The sequence below is a fragment of the Burkholderia sp. KL41 genome (assembly GCF_057005415.2).
Map to the genome: position 1 here is coordinate 3,010,341 of NZ_CM174447.1, position 17,922 is coordinate 3,028,262.

Below are 17,922 nucleotides of genomic sequence, written 5' to 3' on the forward strand. Positions count from 1 at the left end.
GGTCTGGACACGTTGCACAGAAAGCCGGACATCGTCTCTTTATCGGCGCAACGCGACCGTTCTTTAAGCCGTCGACACCGGCCATGTCGCCCGCGCCGCCGCCTCGATGGCTACGACGCGTGATATGCGGTTTAATGCCCTGCATCGTTCACATTAAGAGACACGAAATGCTCGACCTCGACGACCTTCGGCTCGTACGCGCGATCGGTACGTCGCGCTCGCTGGCCTCCGCCGCCCGGCTGCTCGATCTCACGCCGCCCGCGGTCACGATCCGCCTGCAGCGGATGGAAGCGCGCCTGAACGCCAGGCTCGCGGTGCGGCAGCCGAAAGGGGTCGCGTTGACCGACGAAGGGCAACGGCTGTACCAGGAAGCCGTCGACATTCTCGAGCGCGTGGAAGCGCTGCCGGTCAGCATTTCAGGCGACCACGGCGACGTGCAGGGCACGCTGCGCGTCGTCGCCCCGCTCGGCTTCGGGCGAAAGTACGTCGCGCGGATCGTGCGCGACCTGCAGCGCGCGCACCCGAAACTCGACATCGCGCTCCACCTGTCGGACAGCCCGTTGACCAGCGCGTCGGGAGCCGACGTGGTCGTGCACGTCGGCAGCCTCAAGTCGTCGTCGTGGATCGGCTATCCGCTTGCGCCCAACGAGCGATTTCTGTGCGCGAGCCCTGCCTATGCCCGTCGCATCAAGGCATTGAATCATCCGTCCGACCTGGCCCGATACGACTGCCTGTGCCTGCGCGAGAACGACGAGGACATCCCGCGATGGCGCTTCTCGTCAGGCGGCGACGTCAAGGGTGCCCCACGCCGGTCCGCCGTGATCCGCGTCACCGGCGCGCTGTCCTCCAACGACGGCACCGTCATCACCGAATGGGCGCTGGCCGGGCTCGGGATCGTCGAGCGCTCCGAGTGGGACGTCGCTCCGCTGCTCGCGAACGGCAGGCTCGTCCGGTTGCTGCCCGACTGGCACCTGCCGCCCGCGCCGGTCACGGCGCTGCTGCCGTCGCGCACCGGCCGTTCCGCGCGGCAACGGGTATTCCTCGAAGCCGCGACGCGGTTGCTGAGCCCGCCGCCGTGGCGCGGCAAGGCATGAGTTGCGCCGGGCTCGGGCGCGCGATCCGGACGATTAAACCGTGTTTAATGCCGTATTAGCGTTGCGTTAAACACGCGGCCCATCGACGCCCCTACAGTGTTCGCATCGGCAACCTTCCGAGGCAACGCATCGTGGACCTTCAAACCCTCAACACCCCGGCCGCCCTGATCGACGTCGGCCGCATGCGTCACAACATCGGCCGCATGCAGGCACATCTGGACGCGCTCGGCGTCCGGTTCCGGCCGCACGTCAAGACCACCAAATGCACGCACGTCGTCGATGCCCAGATCGCCGCGGGCGCGCAAGGCGTCACGGTGTCGACGCTCAAGGAAGCCGAACAGTTTTTCGCGCACGGTATCCGCGACATCGTCTACGCGGTCGGCATGGTGCCCGCGAAGCTCGGCCAGGCGCTCGCGCTGCGCCGGCAGGGCTGCGACCTGAAGCTGGTCACGGACAGCCTGCCCGCCGCACACGCGATCGCCGAATTCGGGCGCGCGCATGGCGAGCGCTTCGAAGTGTGGATCGAGGTCGACGTCGACGGCCACCGCTCGGGGATCCCGCCCGACGCCGGCCTGCTGATCGACGTGGGCCGCGCGCTGGTCGACGGCGGGCTGGTGCTCGGCGGCGTGCTGGCGCACGCGGGCTCCAGCTACGAATACAGCACGCCCGAAGCGCTGGCGGCCATCGCCGAACAGGAGCGCAGCCGCACCGTGCAGGCGGCAGAACGCCTCCGGGCCGCCGGGCTGCCCTGCCCGGTCGTGAGTATCGGCTCGACACCCACCGCGCTCGCGGCGCGACACCTCGACGGCGTCACCGAGGTGCGTGCCGGCGTGTACGTGATGTTCGACCTCGTGATGCACAACATCGGCGTGTGCGACCTGTCCGACATCGCGCTGTCGGTGCTGACCACCGTCATCGGGCACCAGGAAGAGAAAGGCTGGGCGATCGTCGACGCAGGCTGGATGGCGATGAGCCGCGACCGCGGCACGCAGCGTCAGGCGCGCGATTTCGGCTACGGGCAGGTCTGCACCGAACACGGCGACGTGCTCGGCGACTACGTGATGAGCGCCGCCAACCAGGAGCACGGGATCGTGTCGCGCACGGGCGCGCCCGACTCCGGCATCGCGCAACGGTTTCCGATCGGCACCCGCCTGCGCATCCTGCCGAATCACGCGTGCGCCACCGGCGCGCAACATCCCGAGTATCAGGCGATCGGCGACGACGGCAGCGCACAGGCGTGGCCGCGCTTCTACGGGTGGTGAGCCGAACCGCACGCCCGCACCGTTTCACCGATACATTGACTATTTGTCCAAAACTGGACAAAATTTAAACACCCTCGTTTTGCGTTGCGCCGAAAGCGCTTGCCCGAACATGCCGACAGACGCCCGACTCCTGCTTCTCGACCGCGATGCCGTCGAACCCGCCCTCGAGGCCGCGCAAGTGACGGCGGCAGTTCGCGAAGCCTTCGTGCTGCACAGTCAACGGGCCGGGCGCGTGTTTCCGGTGGTTCGCGAGAAGCTGCACACGGGCGGCGTATTCGGGATCAAGTCGGGCGACATCGCGTGCCAGGAACTGCTCGGCTTCAAGGCGGCCGGGTTCTGGCCCGGCAACCGGGCGCTCGGCGGCGAACCGCATCAGGCCACCGTCGCGCTGTTCGATCCGGCCACGGGCCGCCCGCTGTGCATCATGGACGGCAATGCGATCACCACCGCGCGAACCGGTGCCGCCGGCGGCCTCGGGCTGCAACTGCTCGCGCGTCGCGACAGCACGCGAATCTGCGTGTTCGGCACGGGCGTGCAGGCGCGCGTCCAGCTCGACTACGCGCTCGGGCTGCTGCCGCAACGGTGCACGGTGCGGTACGTAAACGTCAGCGGCGAGCCCGACCCGGGGTTCGAATCGGCGTTCCGGGAGCGATGCACGATCGGCGTGGCACGCGACCGGAACGACGCGGTGGCCGATAGCGACGTGGTCATCACGGCCACACCGGGCGGCGGCGCGCTGTTCGATGCGGATGCGGTTCGGCCGGGCACCCACCTGACCTGCGTCGGCGCCGACACGGCCGGCAAGCGCGAGCTTCCGGCAGGCGTGCTGGAACGCGCGCGCATCGTCGTGGACGATCACGATCAGGCGCGCAGCATCGGCGAGTGCCAGTGGGCGCCGGATTTGCCACGCACTGAAATCGGTGACATCCTCGCCGGAACCGCGTCGGTCGACCGCGCGCCGCACGAGATCACCGTCTTCGACATGACCGGGCTGGCGCTTCAGGACCTGACCGTCGCCCGCTTCCTGTATCGACAGGCCCTCGAAAACGGCACCGGAATTTCCATTCCGTGGCCGTGGTAAACGAAACCCTCTCGTCAACCGCCATGCGTCTCGCCAAAGTTTCCGCCCTCTCGTTCGACCTGGACGACACCCTGTGGCCGTTCGGGCCGACCGTCGTACGGGCCGAAGCGGCGCTTCACGCATGGTTGATCGAGCACGCGCCCGGTACCGCGCGTGTGCTGCCCACGCAGCAGTCGCTGAGCGGGTTGCGTGAGGAATACGAACGATTGTGCCCCGGGCTCGCCGGCGATTTCCGTGCGATGAGGATCGGATCGATCCGGCTTGCGCTGGAGCGTGCGAACGAGGATGTCGCGCTCGCCGAGCACGCGTACGCGGCGTTCTTTGCCGCGCGCAACCGGGTCGAATTCTATGACGATGCGTTGCCGGCGCTCGCGTGGCTGAGCGCGCGGTTTCCGTTGATCGCGGTGACCAACGGCAACGCCGATCTCCGGATGACCGGCGGCGGCGAATACTTTCGTGCGACGCTCAGCGCGCAGGCGTTCGGGGTCGCGAAACCGGAGCCCGGGATCTTCCATGCGGCGGCGGAAACGCTCGACGTGCAGCCGGCGGAACTGCTGCACGTCGGGGACGACTATCACCTCGATATCGTCGGGGCGTTGAACGCGGGGCTTCAGGCAGCGTGGGTGGTTCGCGACACGCATCCGGAACCGGAACGTGTGCAGCAACAGGCCGCCGCGCCGCACCTGACGCTCAACGACCTGTCGATGCTGTGTCGCGCGCTCGGCGGGCCTGACGACGTAGCGTGAGCGCAAGCGCCTGCGTGCGCCGCGTGTGCGACGGACGCTTTACCGCCATGACACGCGGCCGACAGGCACTCGCCCACTGCGCAAATGGAACGGCCGGCCGCCGCACGCTCACGCCGCCTTGCGCGCGTCCGCGATCCGCTGCGGCGCCTTCGGCCGCGCATACAGCCGTTCGAGGTACGCCCGCAGCTGCGGGAACGATTCGATCAGGTTGCACTCGCCGGCCCAGTCGATCAGGTAAGCCGTCACGCAATCGGCCACCGTCAGCGTGTCGCCGACGATGAACTCGCGCCCTTCCAGATGCTTGTCCAGAATCGCGGCCATCGTCCTGAAATCCTCGCGCGCCAGCTCGATGTCGGCCGGCGAGCGCTTCTCCGGCGGATACAGGAACGAATGCCGCGTGATCCGCCACAGCGGCTGTTCGAGCTCGGTCACCGCGAACATCACCCACCGGTAGGCCTGCGCGCGCAGCGCCGGATCGACCGGCAGCAGCGCCTTCTCCGGGTACTTGTCCGCGAGATACAGCACGATCGCGGCCGATTCGGGAATCACGAGGTCGCCGTCCACCAGCACAGGCACCTTGCCGGCCGGATTGAGGCGCAGGAATTCGGGCCGCTTGTGCTCGCCCTGGAGCAGGTTCACCGAGACGAACTCGAAGTCGGCATCCAGCTCCTTCAGCCCCCACAGCGCGCGTTGCGAGCGGGTGCCGGCAAATCCGTAAAGCTTCATCGCCAGTCTCCATCCAGAATGTCGGAAATTTCCGCATGCCGGCCACGGCGCCTCGCCGATCCGCAACGCCTGGCCTCGCTCGTCTCGTTTACGCGCCGGGAATCGCCAGCACCGGCATCACGTCGATCGCCACGCCCGGGAACAGCGTGAAATGCGGATGGCCTTCGAACAGGGCGGCCGCCGCGTCGTGCGACGCCGCCCGCACGACGGTAAAGCCGCTCATCGCGTTCGCCGTGTCGGTGACGCCGGCCGCATCGATCGTCTTCGTCTTGCCGAGCGGCCCGCCCATCTCGACGATCGCGTCGCGATTGCGGTCGACCCATGCATGCCACGCGGCGATGCCGTCGCGCTCGCGGGTGCGCCGCTCGTCATCCGGCAGCGCCAGCCAGGCCTTCATGGCCGGGCTATCCTTGGCGCCGAGAAATACCGCGAGATACAACTGCTGTTGAGCACTCATGCCGCCTCCTCCGGTGACGGGCACGACGGACTGCCGCGCCTCGACCTTGACACGATAGGTTGATATCAACACAATTGCAACATGGCACGAAAAGAAAAGCTCCCTTTCGAAACGACGCTGATGGTGCGCGATTGCTGCCTGTGCCTGCACATGCAGCGCGCGGCGCGTAATCTTGCGCGGATCTTCGACGATGTGCTGCGCCCGCTGGACCTCACCAACGGCCAGTTTTCGCTGCTGATGTCGCTGAACCGGCCGCAGCCGGCGCCGATGAAATCGGTCGCCTCGCTGCTCGCGATGGATCGCACCACGCTCACGGCCGCGCTCAAACCGCTCGAGCGGCGCGGCCTCGTCACGATCGCGCAGGACCCGGACGACCGGCGCAGCCGTCTGCTCGAACTGACGCAGGCCGGCCACGACCTGCTGGCCGAGGCATTTCCGCTGTGGCAGCAGACGCATGCCGAGATCGAACGGCCGTTCGCACCGGGAGAAGTCGATCAGTTGCGCGGCCAGTTGCGTGTGCTGTCCGTCGATCCGGCCGCACGCGACTGAACGGAACCGGCGCGCGACTTACCGCGGCAGGCCGGCCGGCTTCCGGCCCTTCTTCGGCGACAGCAGTCGGGCGAATTCCTGCAGGAAGGCCACGGGCCCGTGCGCATGCAGCGCCTGCCCGCTGCTCAGCGCGCCGTCGATGACGGTCGCGAGCCGCAGGGCGAAGGTTTCCGGTTCGTCGACGCCCATCGCGCCCGCCAGTTCGGTCAGCCGGCGCCGCAGCTCCTGCTTGTGCGCGACGGCCACCTTGCGGGCCGGATGATTGCCGTCCGCGTATTCGGCGGCGATGTTGATCTGCGGGCAACCGCGATAGCCGGGGCGCGCGATGCGTTCACCGATCCATTGCAGCTGCGCATCCAGTTCCTCGCGCGGCGTGCGCCGGTACCGCGCGGCCACCGCATCCCAATGCGCCCAGAAATCGGCGTCCTCGCGCAGCAGGAACGCTTCGATCAGGTCGTCCTTCGTCGCGAAGTGACGATAGAGGCTCGTCTTCGCCACACCCGCCTGCGCGACGATCAGGTCCACGCCGACCGCGCGCGTACCCTCCCGGTAGAACAACTCGCTGGCCGTTTGCAGAATGCGTTCGCGCGTATCGGGCGCGTTCCCTGGTGTACCTGTTTCCTTTTTCATCCCGACCCGGCCGTGCTGGCCGCCCTTGCCGCAACAGTGAGCCGATCATAGCACCGCGGGATTGACGACGATACAGGTCTGTACTATAAAACAGACCGTTCTGTATCGGAGTTGATCATGGACGATCGAATGACGGTTGCAGTCTATGGCGCCACGGGTCATACCGGGCGGTTTGTCGTCGCCGAACTGGCACGGCGCGGCCTGCGCGCGATCCGCATCGGCCGCGATGCGGCGCGGCTCGCGGAAGGCGGCGGCGAAGCGTCGCTCGCGCGCGTCGCCGCAATCGACGATCCGGCCGCGCTCGACACCGCGCTGCGCGGCGCGGATACCGTGATCAACTGCGCGGGGCCGTATCTCGATACCGCGCTGCCGCTGGCCGATGCCGCACTGCGGGCCGGCATCCCCTATCTCGACCTGACGGCCGAGCAGCCGTCGGTGCTGGCGCTGGCCGAACACTGCGATGCCCGGGCACGCGCCGCGGGCGTGACCGTCGTGCCGGCCGCGGCGTTCTACGGCGGCCTGGCCGATCTGCTCGTCACGGCCGTCGTGGACAGGAACCTGCCGATCGAGCGCGTCGATATCGCGACCGGGCTCGACCGCTGGCACCCGACGCGCGGCACGCGCGTGACGGGCGAACGCAACCGCGCGGTACGGCTCGTGCAGAAGGACGGAAAGCCGACGCCGGTGCCGTCGACCGCACGCGAACGCGCATGGCCGTTCCCGCCGCCGATCGGCCGGGTCGACGTCACGCTGCTGCCGTTTTCAGAAGTGATGACGCTCTCGCGCCACCTGCGCATCGACACGATCGAATCGTGGCTCGCGACGCTCGCGCTGCGCGACGTGCGCGATGCCGCCACGCCGCCGCCCGAGCCGACCGACACGCTGGGCCGCTCGGCGCAGCAGTTCGCGATGGACGCGATCGTCGTGCAGGGCGGCACGACGCACCGCGCGACCGCGTCCGGGCGCGACATCTATGCGGTCAGCGCACCGATCATCGTCGAGGCCGCCGTGCGCCTGATGACGGGCCACACCGTGGTGTCAGGCGGCGTGCGCAGCCTCGGCGAACTGTTCGACGCACGCGATTTTCTCGCGGCGCTCGATTCGGTGGCAGTATCGTTCGGCACGACGACCGACCCGGTTTTCCACAAGGAGACACAAACATGAGCAGCAACGAGAAAGGCGCGTATTTCCGGTCGCTTCACCGCGCGGGCCAGCCGCTGGCGCTATTCAACGTGTGGGACGCCGGCAGCGCGCGCACGGCGGCCGACGCGGGCGCCGTCGCGCTGGCAACCGGCAGCTGGTCGGTCGCGGCGGCCAACGGGTTCGTCGACGGCGAGCAGATGCCGCGCGCGCTCATGATGGAGGTGCTCGAGCGCATCACGCGCGCCACCGACCTGCCCGTCACCGTCGATCTCGAAAGCGGGTACGGCGAGCGGCCGGAAGATGTCGCCGCAACGATCGCGCTCAGCATCGACGCCGGCGCGATCGGCTGCAACCTCGAGGACAGCTTTCCGGCGACGGGCGAATTGCGTGACGTCGAAGCCGCCGCAGCGCGTCTCGCGGCAGCACGGCAGGCTGCCGATCGCGCGGGCGCCGACTACTTCATCAACGCGCGCACCGACGTGTTCTTCAAGGCGCCGGCCGACACGCACGACGAGCGCCTGCTCGATGCCACGCTGGCCCGCGCACGCGCATACGCGGCGGCCGGCGCCGACGGGCTTTTCGTGCCCGGGCTGCGCTCGCCGGCGCTCATTCGCGCGCTGACGGCCGCATCGCCGCTGCCGGTGAACGTGATGCGCGTCGCGGAAACGCCGACATTGGCCGAACTCGCGGACTACGGCGTGGCCCGCATCAGTCACGGGCCGTATCCGTACCTGCAGGCGATGAAGACGCTGGCGGAGATGGTCAGGCAAGGCGGCTGACGCGCGTTGTCCCTTGGTACAGGGGGTGGCCGGCACGGCGATGCTGGCCGTACACGACGACGACCATCACAGGTCGCCGGGTTTCTCCCAGACCTTGACACGCGCCATCGCTCGCTCGACGTCATCCATGTCGTCGGCGCCGAGCGACAGGTCGAATTTCCCGGTGATGATCTTTCTGACCTCGGCCAGCCGCCGGGTCACGCCGCCCTCGTCGATGAACCGGTTGGTCTCCCGCGCATACTCCTGATCCGGGCCTGCGGCTGCCGCCGGGCCAGCGTGATAGTAGCGGCCGATATTGCGCAACGAAATGAGGATGTATTCGATCTCCGTGAGTACACGCAACGCCTCGTCGCCGGACAACCCGATCGTTTCGTTTTCCTTCTTCATTTCGCGTTCTGTCGCGCTCATTCGTCGGTTGCCTCGCTATTTGCGGACGTTGATTCCGTCAGGCCCGATGTCGTCCACGAGTTCGATCGCACGAACGTCGAACGTGGGATCGGGCGCCCTTCCGGCCAGCGCCTGAAAAAGATCGCGAACATATTTCTCCTTGTCCGTCACGTCGTCCAGCGGAATCGCGTGCGGCACGATGCCACGCCAGTGCGCCAGCCATGAACCCGAAGCCAGCACATACTCCAGTGCGTCGACGACACGCGCCCGGGATTCAGCGCCGTATAGCCCGAACCGGGTCTTCATCTGCCGGAGCAACCACGCCCTGCCGTCATCGGAGTTGATGTAGAAATTGTCCAGCTCGTCATCGGTCATGATGAACAAGCAGCCGTACAACGGCCTCAGATAGTGAAAATCGATTGCCTTCTTCATAGAACCGGGCACTCCACGAACGCAGTTGCCATGTGAAAAAGTCCAGGGAGCCCATCGTGCTGCGCATGCGAACGGCCAATGCGTTCGCCGCGCCCTCTTTGCCGGACCACGAGCGCCCGCACTTCCGGCTGCGGGCGCCAACACGGGTCACTGCTGCGCTACTTCTCGCTGGTCACGACGGTGGGTACGCCGCAAAGCGCCGCCGCGCAGGAATTGCGCATGGAATGCATGTTCCCCGCCGACGACGCAACCGACGCGCGCCACCGGCAGTTGCTCGACGCACACGCGCCGATGCGCTGAGCGAGGGCATCCGGCGCACGCGCGACACCTTCGAAACTCAGGATGCCTTGACGAAATCGATGAACGCGCGCAGCGCCGGCGGCACGAGGCGGTGCCCCGGGTAGTAGAGAAACGGCCCCGAAAACGGTCGCCACCACGGTTCGAGCACAGGCTCGAGCGCACCGCTGTCCATATGCGGGCGCAGCCAGTCTTCGAACAGATGGACGATCCCGGTGCCGGCGATCGCCGCGTCGACCATCAGGTCCGTCGCGCCGCCGATTTGCACCAGCAGCGGCCCGGGGGCCGGCTCGACCCGCACGACCTCGCCGTCGCGCTCGAACTCCCACGGCGGCATCGCGCCGCTCGCGAAGCGTCCGCGCACGCAGCGATGGTCGAGCAAATCGCGCGGGTGACGCGGCCGGCCATGACGGTCGAGATAACCGGGCGCGGCCGCGGTCGCGAAGCGCTGGACGCGCGGGCCGATCGGTACCGCGATCATGTCCTGTTCGAGCCGTTCGTCATAGCGGATGCCGGCGTCGCACCCGGCCGCCAGCACGTCGACGAAGTTCTCGTCGGCGATCACTTCGAGCCGGATATCCGGGTACGCATCGAGGAAACGCGGCACGATCGCGGGCAGCACGAGCCGGGCCGCGCTGACCGGCACGTTGAGCTTCAGCGTGCCGGCCGGCTTGTCCCGGAATTCGCCGACCCCGTCGAGCGCCGCTTCCACTTCGGTGAGCGCGGGCCCGAGGCGCAGAAGCAGCCGCTCGCCGGCCTCGGTGAGCACGACGCTGCGCGTCGTGCGGTGCAGCAGGCGCACGCCCAGTCGTGCTTCCAGCCGGCGCACGGCCTCGCTCAGCCCCGACGCGCTCAGGCCCGTCATGCGCGCGGCGTCGCGAAAGCCGCTGGCGCGCGCCACTGCCATGAACGCATTCAGGTCGCCCAGATCGGTTTGCATTGTTCGCCTTTTCGTACAACCCGTGCGGATTATGACGGCTTATCGCGCAGACGGCCAATGCCTATGCTGGGCGCACTTTCGACAGGAGCACAGTCATGTCCGACATCCGACACACCGCCGCCTTCCGGCTCGGCGATCGCCACGTCAAACGCATCGGCTACGGCGCGATGCAGCTCGCGGGACCGGGCGTATTCGGCCCGCCGAAGGACCGCGATGCCGCCCTGAACGTATTGCGCGAAGCCGTCGCGTCCGGCGTCGACCATATCGACACCAGCGATTTCTACGGCCCGCACGTGACCAACCGGCTGATTCGCGAAGCATTGCATCCGTATCGCGACGATCTCGTGATCGTCACCAAGATCGGCGCGCGACGCGGCGACGACGCATCGTGGCTGCCCGCCTTCGCGCCCGCCGAACTCGAACGGGCCGTACACGACAACCTGCGCAACCTCGGTGTCGACGTGCTCGACGTCGTCAACCTGCGCATCATGTTCGACCCGCACGGGCCGGCAGAAGGATCGATCGAGGCGCCGCTGAGCACGCTCGCCGACCTGCAGCGGCGCGGGCTCGTCCGCCACGTCGGCCTGAGCAACGTCACGCCCGCGCAGGTCGCGCAGGGCCGGCGGATTTGCGACATCGTATGCGTGCAGAACCACTACAACGTCGCCCATCGCGGCGACGACGCGCTGATCGACGCGCTCGCCCGCGACGGCATCGCCTATGTGCCGTACTTTCCGCTCGGCGGCTTCTCGCCGCTGCAGTCGTCGACACTGTCCGACGTGGCGGCGCGCGTCGGCGCGACGCCGATGCAGGTCGCGCTCGCGTGGCTGCTGCGTCGCGCGCCGAACATCCTGCTGATTCCCGGCACGTCGTCGGTCGCGCATCTGCGCGAGAACCTCGCGGCGGCCGGCCTCGTGCTGCCGGACGATGCGCTCGCGGACCTCGACCGCATCGCAGGCGCCGGCACCGCCTGACGCCCGACGGGCGGACGGCCGCCGGCGTGCCTGCACCACCGCGCCACCGTGCCGGCCTGCCGGCCGGTCAGGACGTGGCGACGCCGACCCGCTTCGGCACGCCCGTCACGATCGCCGCGACCGCGACGGCCAGCACGACGGCCGCGCCCACGAACACGCCAGCCGCGCCGTTCGCGTCGAACACGACGCCGCCGGCCGCCGCCCCCGTCGCGATGGCGAGCTGGATCGCCGCGACGATCAGCCCGCCCGCGCTTTCGGCTTCATCGGGCACGGTACGCGTGACCCAGGTCGACCACGCGACCGGCACGCCGCCGAAGGCCATCCCCCACAACGCGACGAGCACCGCATCGATCATCGGTGCGCGGCCGAGCGCGACGAGCGCGACGGCGAGCACGACCATCAGCGCGGGCATCGCGATCAGCATCGGCCGCAGCCGGTGTTCGAGCACGCGGCCCGCGAGCGACGTACCGACGAAGTTGGCGATACCGTAGCCGAGCAGGATCGCCGACAGGCCGTTCACGCCGACGCCCGCGACCTGTTCGAGGAACGGCCGCAGATACGTGAAGAACGCGAAGTGCCCGGTGAACACGAGGATCGTCGCGAACATCCCGAGGCCGACGGTCGGCCGGCGCAGCACGTCGATCAGCGTCCGCAGCCGCGTCGTGCCGCTCGGCGGCAGCGACGGCAGCGTGACGAGCTGCGACACGAACGCGATGCCGCCGAGCGCGCCCGCGATCAGGAACACGTTGCGCCAGCCGATCAGGTGACCGAAGTAGCTGCCCATCGGCGCGGACGCGATCGTCGCGACTGCCACGCCGCTGAAGATGATCGACAGCGCACGCGGCACCATCGCCGTCGGCACGAGCCGCATCGTGGTGGCCGTCGCCATCGTCCAGAAGCCGCCCAGCGCGACGCCGAGCACGACGCGGCCGATCAGCAGCATCGTCAGGCTGGTCGCGAACGTGACCGCGAGATTCGACGCGACGAGCAACACCGAAAACGCGAGCAGCACGCGCCGCCGGTCGATCGTGCGCGTCACCGCGGAGATCAGGAGGCTCGTGACGAGCGCCACCGTCGCGGTGGCCGTGACGGCCTGCCCGGCGACGCCTTCGGTCACGCCGAGGCTCTCGGCCATCGGCGTCAGCAGGCTCGCGGGCAGGAATTCGGCCGTGACGAGCCCGAACACGCCGAGCGCCATCGCAAATACCGCGCCCCAGGCCGGTTCGCGGGGGGCCGCCGTCGCGGCGACAGAGGAAATTCCGGGATTCATGCGTCGTTCCGTGTCGTTTAGGGAAAATACCGATGACGGCGTATCGTAAGGAACCACGGCAGGACGGTCTATGACATACAATCCGCTCTTGTTGATCGATCGTCCGAATCTCGCCATGTCCGAGCCCTTGCCTTCGTCCGCGTCCGACGTACACGACCTCGTCAGCGAACTGCTGCTGGGGATGCGCCTGAGCGGCGTCCAGTACCGCCGCATCCAGGTGGCGCGGCCGTTCGGGCTGAGTTTCGGCGATGCGCCGGGCCGCGCGCAGTTCCATTTCGTCGGGCGCGGGCCCGTGCTGCTGCGCGACGCGAACGGCGAGACGATGCGGCTCGAAGCCGGCGACGCGATCCTGCTGCCGCACGGCGGCATGCACGCGCTGGTCTCCGACCCCGATGCGCCGTGCCGCGAGATCAACGGCTTCGAGGTCGCGAAGATCTGCGATACGGTGGCGTCGGTGGCATCGGCGGGCGCGTCGCCGGCAAGCTGCGCGACGACCGAGCCGGGTGCCGGCGACGCGCTGATCTTCAGCGCGTGCATGGAGCTCGATCTCGGCGGCATGCAGCCGCTCGTCGGCACGATGCCCGAGTTCATGCACGTCGGCACGCTGCTCGCGCGCTACCCGGAAATCCGCCCGATGCTCGATGCGATGGAGCGCGAATCCTGCTCGGCGCGCGCGGGCTTCGCCGGCATCCTCGCGCGGCTCGCGGACGTGGTCGCGGCGTTCATCGTGCGCGGCTGGGTCGAATGCGGCTGCGGCGACGCGACGGGCTGGGTGCAGGCGCTGCGCGAACCGAAGCTCGGCCGCGCGATCGTCGCGCTGCATCGCGATCCGGGCCGCAACTGGAGCGTGGCGGAACTCGCCACCGAAGCGGGCGTGTCACGTTCGGTGTTCGCCGAACGCTTTCTCGCGGCCACCGGGATGACGCCCGTGCGCTACCTGACCGAGCTGCGGATGCGGCTCGCCGCGCAATGGATCACGCGCGACCACGAGACGATCGAGGCCGTCGCGTACCGGCTCGGCTACGGCTCGCTCGCCGCGTTCAGCCGCGCGTTCAAGCGCGTGGTGGGCAAGCCGCCGGGCGCCGTGCGTGCGGACGGCGAGGCGCGCGTCGAAGCGTAACGCGCGACGTGTCACGCGCCATGTATCGCGCGTGATGCCGGCCGCGGCCGCCGGCCGTCGCCCGAATTGCCGCCCGAATTGCCACCCGAATTGCCGCCACGCGTGATTGCCGCGCTCAGTCGCTGCGCGCTTCCAGCCTGTCGACCAGCGCCGTCGCGCACTGCACGGCAAGCGCCGCGCACTGCTCCGCATCCACCACCGCGCCGCCGGCAACGGTGCCTTGCACGATCCGGCCCAGCAATTCCTTCGAGAGATCGGCGATCTCGTGATCCCGTTCCGTCATGATGTCCCTCCTGCGCGTCGACCAATGGTCTCCACGCGCTCACGTCCCCTGCCCGATCAACGTTCAGCGCCCTTTCGCCCGCACGACGATCTGCGCCTGCGTGTCGCGCTCGATGCGTTCGAGCGACGCGCGCAACGCCGTGAATTCGTCCGGCGTACACACCTGGCGGCCGAAATCCGCCGTCATCCGCCGCGAGACCTGCACGACATGCGCGGCCGCGTCGAATACGTAATGCGACGTGAAGTCGACGAAGCGGTCGTGCACGGCCGTATCGGCCGGCAGGTCGGTCACCGCGACGTCGGCCGGCAGCGCGATCTGGCCGGTCTCGTCGAACGTGCCGCCGATACAGCCCCACGGCTGCGTGCGCACGGGTTCGGCCAGCCAGCTCTCGACCTGCGTCCCGATGCCGCCCGTCAGGCTCGACAGCGCGGGCAACGCGGTCGTGCCGTCGGGCCATACGAAATGATCGAGCGTGCCGGAAAGCGTCACGTCGAACGGCCCGTCGGTCACGCGCCGGTCGCTGGTCGACAGTTGCGCGCGGCCGCGCAAGCCGCTTTGCCGCAGACGGTTGTTCGCGAGCTGGACGATGGCGTCGGGTGTCGCGCGGCGAAACAGGTTGCGTTCGAGTTCGGCCGTCCAGCCGTCATCCTCGATGTACGCGTGGAAATGCGTGGCGCCCGGCCCGGCCGCATCGATTTCGACGCGCGCGACGCGGCCGCGCGGCTGCGTGGCCGGGGTGCGTGACAGCACGCCCGTATCGACGAGCAGCGCGGGGCGATCCATCACGATGGGCGGCAGATAGCCGAACGCGATGCCGGCCGTCGTCGTATCCGCATAGCGGGCGAGGTCGGGCAGCCACGTGATCGCGTGATTGATCGCCCCGCCGCCGTAACCGGGCACCGACGGCAGCGTGTAGACGGACCCGAGATTGATCAGCACCGGTTCGCTGCGGATGCCGACCGCCGCGAGCAGCGCGCCGAACAGCGCGACATGATCCTTGCAGTCGCCGTAGCGGTTGCGCAGGATGTCGGTGACGCGATGCGGCGCGGCAGCCGTTTCGCCGAGAAACAGCCCGACGTAGCGCACGTTCGCCTGCACCCAGTCGTACAGGATGCGCGCCTTGTCGCGCGGATCGGCGGCGCCCGCGGTCAGCGTGCGCGCCAGTTGCGTCACGGCCGGATCGGCCGTGCCCGGATCGACGGCCGCGTTGCGGTAGCGCGCGGCGAACGCCGCATAGTCGGGCAGCGTCGACACGACGAGCCGGTCGCCGTAGGTCGCGTAGCCGACCGCGCCGTTCTCGATGCGGTCGTACGGGCCGTGCCGGTAGTCGAATTCGTAGCGCGTGCGGCCGTTCGCGGTGACCGGCGGCAGCGCGACGTAGCCGCGCGCATCCGCGTACAGCGGCATGTCGGCCGGCAGGTCGAAGATCAGCCGCTGGTTGTCGACCGGCTCGCGCGACGGCTCCACGGTGTAGCCGAAGTAGCCGCGGTTGACGGGCTTCGTGCGGGTCTTGCGGAACGACACGCGCGTGCTCGACCCGGCTTCGACGCCGGGAAACACGACGGTGCGCAACAGCCCGTCCTGGAACGTCGGCGCGCCGGCCGAGCGCGGTTCCTGCACGTCGCGGATGCCGTCCACGCCGACCGGATGCGCGACACCGTCGCGGTCGATCGTCTCGGCCGCGAGCAGCTCCACCTTCTCGAGATTCTTGTCGAACCACACGTAGCGCTGCGCGACGGCATCGATGCCGTTCGCGTTGTTCGCGCGCAGCGTCGAATCGTCGTGCTCGTCGAGCGAACCGTCGTGCTGGATCACGAATTCGTGGACGTCGCTGACGAGCGTGACGGGCGCTGTGCCGACCGTGTCGGCCGCGTCGGCGGCCACGTTCGTGCCCGGGCCCGCACCGGCCGCATGCGATGCGCCGAGCGCAACAGCACATGCCAACATCCAGCCGGCCAGGCCGACAGAAAAGCGCACCACATCGCACCTCGTCGCGGTTCGGAAAACGCGGCCGCGCGGCGGGCAAGATCACGCGCGCGGCCCTCGTGCCGGCCAGTGTGGGCGACGCATCCGCACGCGTCAAGCCGGCGCTGGCCGACCTACAATGAGTCATCGATGTGTCATCGCGCGCGGCCGGGAGGCACCATGGAAAGCGCAATCGTGGAAGGCGTCGTCCTGCTGGCATTCGCCGCACTCGCCGCGCTGTTCTTCTTCAAGCGCCCGGGGCGCGACCGCGCAAGAGCCAGATTCCATCATCCGCTGCTGCGGCGGCCGAGCCGTCCGCATCGGCATCATCGGCCCTGACGGCCGCCAAGGGGCAGTCGCCGGCGGCGCTTGCCGCGTCGCGTCCACGCGGGCGTGCAACGCGGCTGCCCGTCCCGCCGACCGACGTTCATCGGCAGCAGCACCATCTGCTTGCCGTCGACGTGCAGGCGCGCCTGCAACTCGACCGGCGTCTGGTTGTGCAGCCAGGCCGGGAGGAAATTCACGCGACGGAAGATCAGCTTGCTCGCGAAGCACACGGCGTTCGGGTGCTCGTCGAGCGTCGACGACGCGAGGTTCATGAATTCGACGACGGGGTTCGTGCCGAACGCGATCCGGTAGTTAGCCGCGATGCCGCTGCGACGGCGATGCGCGACATCGTAGCCGAGCGCTTCGGTGATCGCGCGACGCAGCTGTTCGAGATGTTCGTGCCCATCGTATGCCTTCACATCGACCTCGCCGACCGCGAGGACGATCACGTTGCGGAAGTGCCCGGGAAACAGCCGGTTGACCCACAGCAGCACGCGCATGCTCGCGCCGCGATGCTTGCCGACCAGCGGCACGGCAGCCGGTTGCGACGGATCGGGCTTGCCCGGCGCGGCCGCCTCGTCGACTTCGGGCGGCTTGCCCGAGAACAGTTCGTCCTCCTTGGCGAGCTGCGCGCGTGTACGCGTAGTGGCGGTTGATCGTGAGGCACACGCACTCGTCACGAACAGCGACGTCGCGACGCGATAGCCGCCACCCGTCGGAAACAGCGCGATCCCCCGGTTGTAACCGAGCGCAATGATGAACACGGTGGCCGCCGTCGCGAGTGCGAGGAACAGCGCGAGCGGCGTGTGGTGCGCCAGCGCGAGGAACGCCTCCTCCGGGCCGTAGCACGACGACGACAGGCCGTCGGCGCCGAGCCCGACCCAGGCCAGCAGCGGCGTCACGGCGATCGCATGCCGCGTGTGCGGATCGAGGGGGCGAGCGGCTTGCCGACGAGCAATTGCCGCACCTTCCGGAAGGCGGTCATGGCCCCCTCCCGGAACGCCCGGTGCCACGCGCTGCGTGATCCTCAAGACTGATCGACGCACCGGCGCGGCGCCAGTCCACATCCTCCACAGGGGTCGCCCGGCGGCCCGGCACCGCAATCGGCGTGTAAACGAACGACGCCGGCAGCCACGCGCCGGATCGTCCGCCCGCACGCACTCGCGCAACACGACGAACCTGCCCCGGCGACCTTCGCGGTGATCTTCGCGGTGATCTTCGTGGCGACCTTCACGGCGATCTTCACGGCGACCTTCACGGCGACCTTGCCGGCCGCCTTCCCGCGCCAGCCGGCCCCACACGTCATACCGCCCGATACCGGCCCGCCCCGCTCGCCGCCACCTTCCCCGCGCGCCCCGGGCGCGATCGACCCTTGCGCCCCGTTCGTGCGTTGTTCCCCGCAATTCGACTTTTGTGCGCGCGCAACAATGGCGATGCCTCGCGCCCGGCGCCCTGCGGGA

19 protein-coding genes and 2 pseudogenes are annotated in these 17,922 nt (G+C 68.8%); 11 read left to right on the plus strand and 10 right to left on the minus strand.

All coding sequences use genetic code 11. The annotated features are described in order from the left end of the window. Positions 1-167 precede the first annotated feature (167 nt). The 4 genes from PQB87_RS30825 to PQB87_RS30840 all read left to right on the plus strand — a co-directional run bounded on the left by PQB87_RS30825 (position 168) and on the right by PQB87_RS30840 (position 4,183). The gene (locus PQB87_RS30825) at positions 168-1,094 is read left to right on the plus strand and encodes a LysR family transcriptional regulator (RefSeq protein WP_104767397.1); all 927 of its coding nucleotides are present in this window, start codon (positions 168-170) and stop codon (positions 1,092-1,094) included. A 131-nt stretch (positions 1,095-1,225) separates the two neighbouring features. Further along, positions 1,226-2,356, plus strand: a complete 1,131-nt coding sequence (locus PQB87_RS30830) for a DSD1 family PLP-dependent enzyme (protein ID WP_233342633.1) — start codon at positions 1,226-1,228, stop codon at positions 2,354-2,356. Between the two features lie 109 nt (positions 2,357-2,465). Beyond that, positions 2,466-3,437 (plus strand): ornithine cyclodeaminase family protein, encoded by a 972-nt coding sequence (locus PQB87_RS30835; RefSeq protein WP_489243206.1) that lies wholly within the window; start codon positions 2,466-2,468, stop codon positions 3,435-3,437. A gap of 23 nt (positions 3,438-3,460) precedes the next feature. Beyond that, positions 3,461-4,183 (plus strand): HAD family hydrolase, encoded by a 723-nt coding sequence (locus PQB87_RS30840; RefSeq protein ID WP_489243207.1) that lies wholly within the window; start codon positions 3,461-3,463, stop codon positions 4,181-4,183. A 108-nt stretch (positions 4,184-4,291) separates the two neighbouring features. On the opposite strand, the gene PQB87_RS30845 is transcribed toward PQB87_RS30840, so the two are convergent. Both PQB87_RS30845 and PQB87_RS30850 read right to left on the minus strand, forming a co-directional pair. Beyond that, entirely contained in the window at positions 4,292-4,909 is a 618-nt protein-coding gene (locus tag PQB87_RS30845; protein WP_059494557.1) for a glutathione S-transferase family protein, read from the minus strand. 88 nt (positions 4,910-4,997) lie between these two features. Beyond that, positions 4,998-5,366 carry a hypothetical protein gene (locus tag PQB87_RS30850; protein WP_060208321.1) on the minus strand — a complete coding sequence of 123 codons (369 nt, stop codon included), beginning with the start codon at positions 5,364-5,366 and terminating at the stop codon, positions 4,998-5,000. Positions 5,367-5,447: 81 nt separating this feature from the next. Between PQB87_RS30850 and PQB87_RS30855 the strand changes: the two genes are divergently transcribed. After that, a complete protein-coding gene (locus PQB87_RS30855; RefSeq protein WP_060331711.1) occupies positions 5,448-5,915 on the plus strand; it encodes a MarR family winged helix-turn-helix transcriptional regulator in 468 nt (155 codons plus the stop codon). Positions 5,916-5,933: 18 nt separating this feature from the next. On the opposite strand, the gene PQB87_RS30860 is transcribed toward PQB87_RS30855, so the two are convergent. Further along, positions 5,934-6,545 carry a TetR/AcrR family transcriptional regulator gene (locus PQB87_RS30860; protein ID WP_059624172.1) on the minus strand — a complete coding sequence of 204 codons (612 nt, stop codon included), beginning with the start codon at positions 6,543-6,545 and terminating at the stop codon, positions 5,934-5,936. Between the two features lie 117 nt (positions 6,546-6,662). Here PQB87_RS30860 and PQB87_RS30865 point away from each other — a divergent pair, with 117 nt between their 5' ends. Continuing rightward, on the plus strand, positions 6,663-7,709 hold the full coding sequence (locus PQB87_RS30865; protein WP_301863329.1) for a saccharopine dehydrogenase family protein: 1,047 nt from the start codon (positions 6,663-6,665) through the stop codon (positions 7,707-7,709). After that, positions 7,706-8,467 carry an isocitrate lyase/PEP mutase family protein gene (locus PQB87_RS30870; RefSeq protein WP_153490016.1) on the plus strand — a complete coding sequence of 254 codons (762 nt, stop codon included), beginning with the start codon at positions 7,706-7,708 and terminating at the stop codon, positions 8,465-8,467. Before PQB87_RS30865 ends, PQB87_RS30870 begins: the two co-directional genes overlap by 4 nt. A 66-nt stretch (positions 8,468-8,533) precedes the next feature. Here the strand turns inward: PQB87_RS30870 and PQB87_RS30875 are convergent, their stop codons facing one another. Further along, the gene (locus PQB87_RS30875; protein ID WP_196483172.1) at positions 8,534-8,875 is read right to left on the minus strand and encodes a hypothetical protein; all 342 of its coding nucleotides are present in this window, start codon (positions 8,873-8,875) and stop codon (positions 8,534-8,536) included. 15 nt (positions 8,876-8,890) lie between these two features. After that, positions 8,891-9,286, minus strand: coding sequence for a hypothetical protein (locus tag PQB87_RS30880; protein ID WP_489243208.1), 396 nt, complete (start codon positions 9,284-9,286; stop codon positions 8,891-8,893). 144 nt (positions 9,287-9,430) lie between these two features. On the opposite strand from PQB87_RS30880, the pseudogene PQB87_RS30885 reads away from it, so the two are divergent. Beyond that, positions 9,431-9,586 (plus strand): annotated as a pseudogene (locus PQB87_RS30885) (transcriptional regulator); the annotation flags it as partial. Between the two features lie 37 nt (positions 9,587-9,623). Here the strand turns inward: PQB87_RS30885 and PQB87_RS30890 are convergent. Beyond that, the gene (locus PQB87_RS30890; RefSeq protein WP_059857390.1) at positions 9,624-10,523 is read right to left on the minus strand and encodes a LysR family transcriptional regulator; all 900 of its coding nucleotides are present in this window, start codon (positions 10,521-10,523) and stop codon (positions 9,624-9,626) included. Between the two features lie 95 nt (positions 10,524-10,618). Between PQB87_RS30890 and PQB87_RS30895 the strand changes: the two genes are divergently transcribed. After that, entirely contained in the window at positions 10,619-11,497 is an 879-nt protein-coding gene (locus PQB87_RS30895; protein ID WP_059488999.1) for an aldo/keto reductase family oxidoreductase, read from the plus strand. Between the two features lie 67 nt (positions 11,498-11,564). On the opposite strand, the gene PQB87_RS30900 is transcribed toward PQB87_RS30895, so the two are convergent. Continuing rightward, on the minus strand, positions 11,565-12,767 hold the full coding sequence (locus PQB87_RS30900) for an MFS transporter (protein WP_301863328.1): 1,203 nt from the start codon (positions 12,765-12,767) through the stop codon (positions 11,565-11,567). Between the two features lie 70 nt (positions 12,768-12,837). Between PQB87_RS30900 and PQB87_RS30905 the strand changes: the two genes are divergently transcribed. After that, complete coding sequence (locus tag PQB87_RS30905; protein ID WP_174393306.1) at positions 12,838-13,887, plus strand: AraC family transcriptional regulator; 1,050 nt, start codon at positions 12,838-12,840, stop codon at positions 13,885-13,887. A 115-nt stretch (positions 13,888-14,002) separates the two neighbouring features. Here PQB87_RS30905 and PQB87_RS30910 read toward each other — a convergent pair whose 3' ends face one another. Then, positions 14,003-14,170, minus strand: coding sequence for a hypothetical protein (locus PQB87_RS30910; protein ID WP_181522981.1), 168 nt, complete (start codon positions 14,168-14,170; stop codon positions 14,003-14,005). Positions 14,171-14,233: 63 nt separating this feature from the next. After that, positions 14,234-16,117 (minus strand): DUF3857 domain-containing transglutaminase family protein, encoded by a 1,884-nt coding sequence (locus PQB87_RS30915; protein WP_489244310.1) that lies wholly within the window; start codon positions 16,115-16,117, stop codon positions 14,234-14,236. 198 nt (positions 16,118-16,315) lie between these two features. On the opposite strand from PQB87_RS30915, the gene PQB87_RS30920 reads away from it, so the two are divergent. After that, positions 16,316-16,474, plus strand: a complete 159-nt coding sequence (locus PQB87_RS30920; protein WP_155637249.1) for a hypothetical protein — start codon at positions 16,316-16,318, stop codon at positions 16,472-16,474. On the opposite strand, the pseudogene PQB87_RS30925 reads toward PQB87_RS30920, so the two are convergent. Continuing rightward, positions 16,462-17,447, minus strand: a pseudogene (locus PQB87_RS30925) (hypothetical protein). The gene PQB87_RS30920 and the pseudogene PQB87_RS30925 sit on opposite strands and share 13 nt — an antisense overlap. Between the last annotated feature and the right edge of the window lie 475 nt (positions 17,448-17,922).

What these genes read in the sequence shown, in the direction of transcription:
- PQB87_RS30825 (WP_104767397.1), top strand. Translation starts at nt 168, where the DNA reads ATGCTCGACCTCGACGACCTTCGGCTCGTACGCGCGATCGGTACGTCG.
- PQB87_RS30835 (WP_489243206.1), top strand. Translation starts at nt 2,466, where the DNA reads ATGCCGACAGACGCCCGACTCCTGCTTCTCGACCGCGATGCCGTCGAA.
- PQB87_RS30840 (WP_489243207.1), top strand. Translation starts at nt 3,461, where the DNA reads ATGCGTCTCGCCAAAGTTTCCGCCCTCTCGTTCGACCTGGACGACACC.
- PQB87_RS30845 (WP_059494557.1), bottom strand. Translation starts at nt 4,909, where the DNA reads ATGAAGCTTTACGGATTTGCCGGCACCCGCTCGCAACGCGCGCTGTGG.
- PQB87_RS30850 (WP_060208321.1), bottom strand. Translation starts at nt 5,366, where the DNA reads ATGAGTGCTCAACAGCAGTTGTATCTCGCGGTATTTCTCGGCGCCAAG.
- PQB87_RS30855 (WP_060331711.1), top strand. Translation starts at nt 5,448, where the DNA reads ATGGCACGAAAAGAAAAGCTCCCTTTCGAAACGACGCTGATGGTGCGC.
- PQB87_RS30860 (WP_059624172.1), bottom strand. Translation starts at nt 6,545, where the DNA reads ATGAAAAAGGAAACAGGTACACCAGGGAACGCGCCCGATACGCGCGAA.
- PQB87_RS30865 (WP_301863329.1), top strand. Translation starts at nt 6,663, where the DNA reads ATGGACGATCGAATGACGGTTGCAGTCTATGGCGCCACGGGTCATACC.
- PQB87_RS30870 (WP_153490016.1), top strand. Translation starts at nt 7,706, where the DNA reads ATGAGCAGCAACGAGAAAGGCGCGTATTTCCGGTCGCTTCACCGCGCG.
- PQB87_RS30875 (WP_196483172.1), bottom strand. Translation starts at nt 8,875, where the DNA reads ATGAGCGCGACAGAACGCGAAATGAAGAAGGAAAACGAAACGATCGGG.
- PQB87_RS30880 (WP_489243208.1), bottom strand. Translation starts at nt 9,286, where the DNA reads ATGAAGAAGGCAATCGATTTTCACTATCTGAGGCCGTTGTACGGCTGC.
- PQB87_RS30890 (WP_059857390.1), bottom strand. Translation starts at nt 10,523, where the DNA reads ATGCAAACCGATCTGGGCGACCTGAATGCGTTCATGGCAGTGGCGCGC.
- PQB87_RS30895 (WP_059488999.1), top strand. Translation starts at nt 10,619, where the DNA reads ATGTCCGACATCCGACACACCGCCGCCTTCCGGCTCGGCGATCGCCAC.
- PQB87_RS30900 (WP_301863328.1), bottom strand. Translation starts at nt 12,767, where the DNA reads ATGAATCCCGGAATTTCCTCTGTCGCCGCGACGGCGGCCCCCCGCGAA.
- PQB87_RS30905 (WP_174393306.1), top strand. Translation starts at nt 12,838, where the DNA reads ATGACATACAATCCGCTCTTGTTGATCGATCGTCCGAATCTCGCCATG.
- PQB87_RS30910 (WP_181522981.1), bottom strand. Translation starts at nt 14,170, where the DNA reads ATGACGGAACGGGATCACGAGATCGCCGATCTCTCGAAGGAATTGCTG.
- PQB87_RS30915 (WP_489244310.1), bottom strand. Translation starts at nt 16,117, where the DNA reads ATGTTGGCATGTGCTGTTGCGCTCGGCGCATCGCATGCGGCCGGTGCG.
- PQB87_RS30920 (WP_155637249.1), top strand. Translation starts at nt 16,316, where the DNA reads ATGGAAAGCGCAATCGTGGAAGGCGTCGTCCTGCTGGCATTCGCCGCA.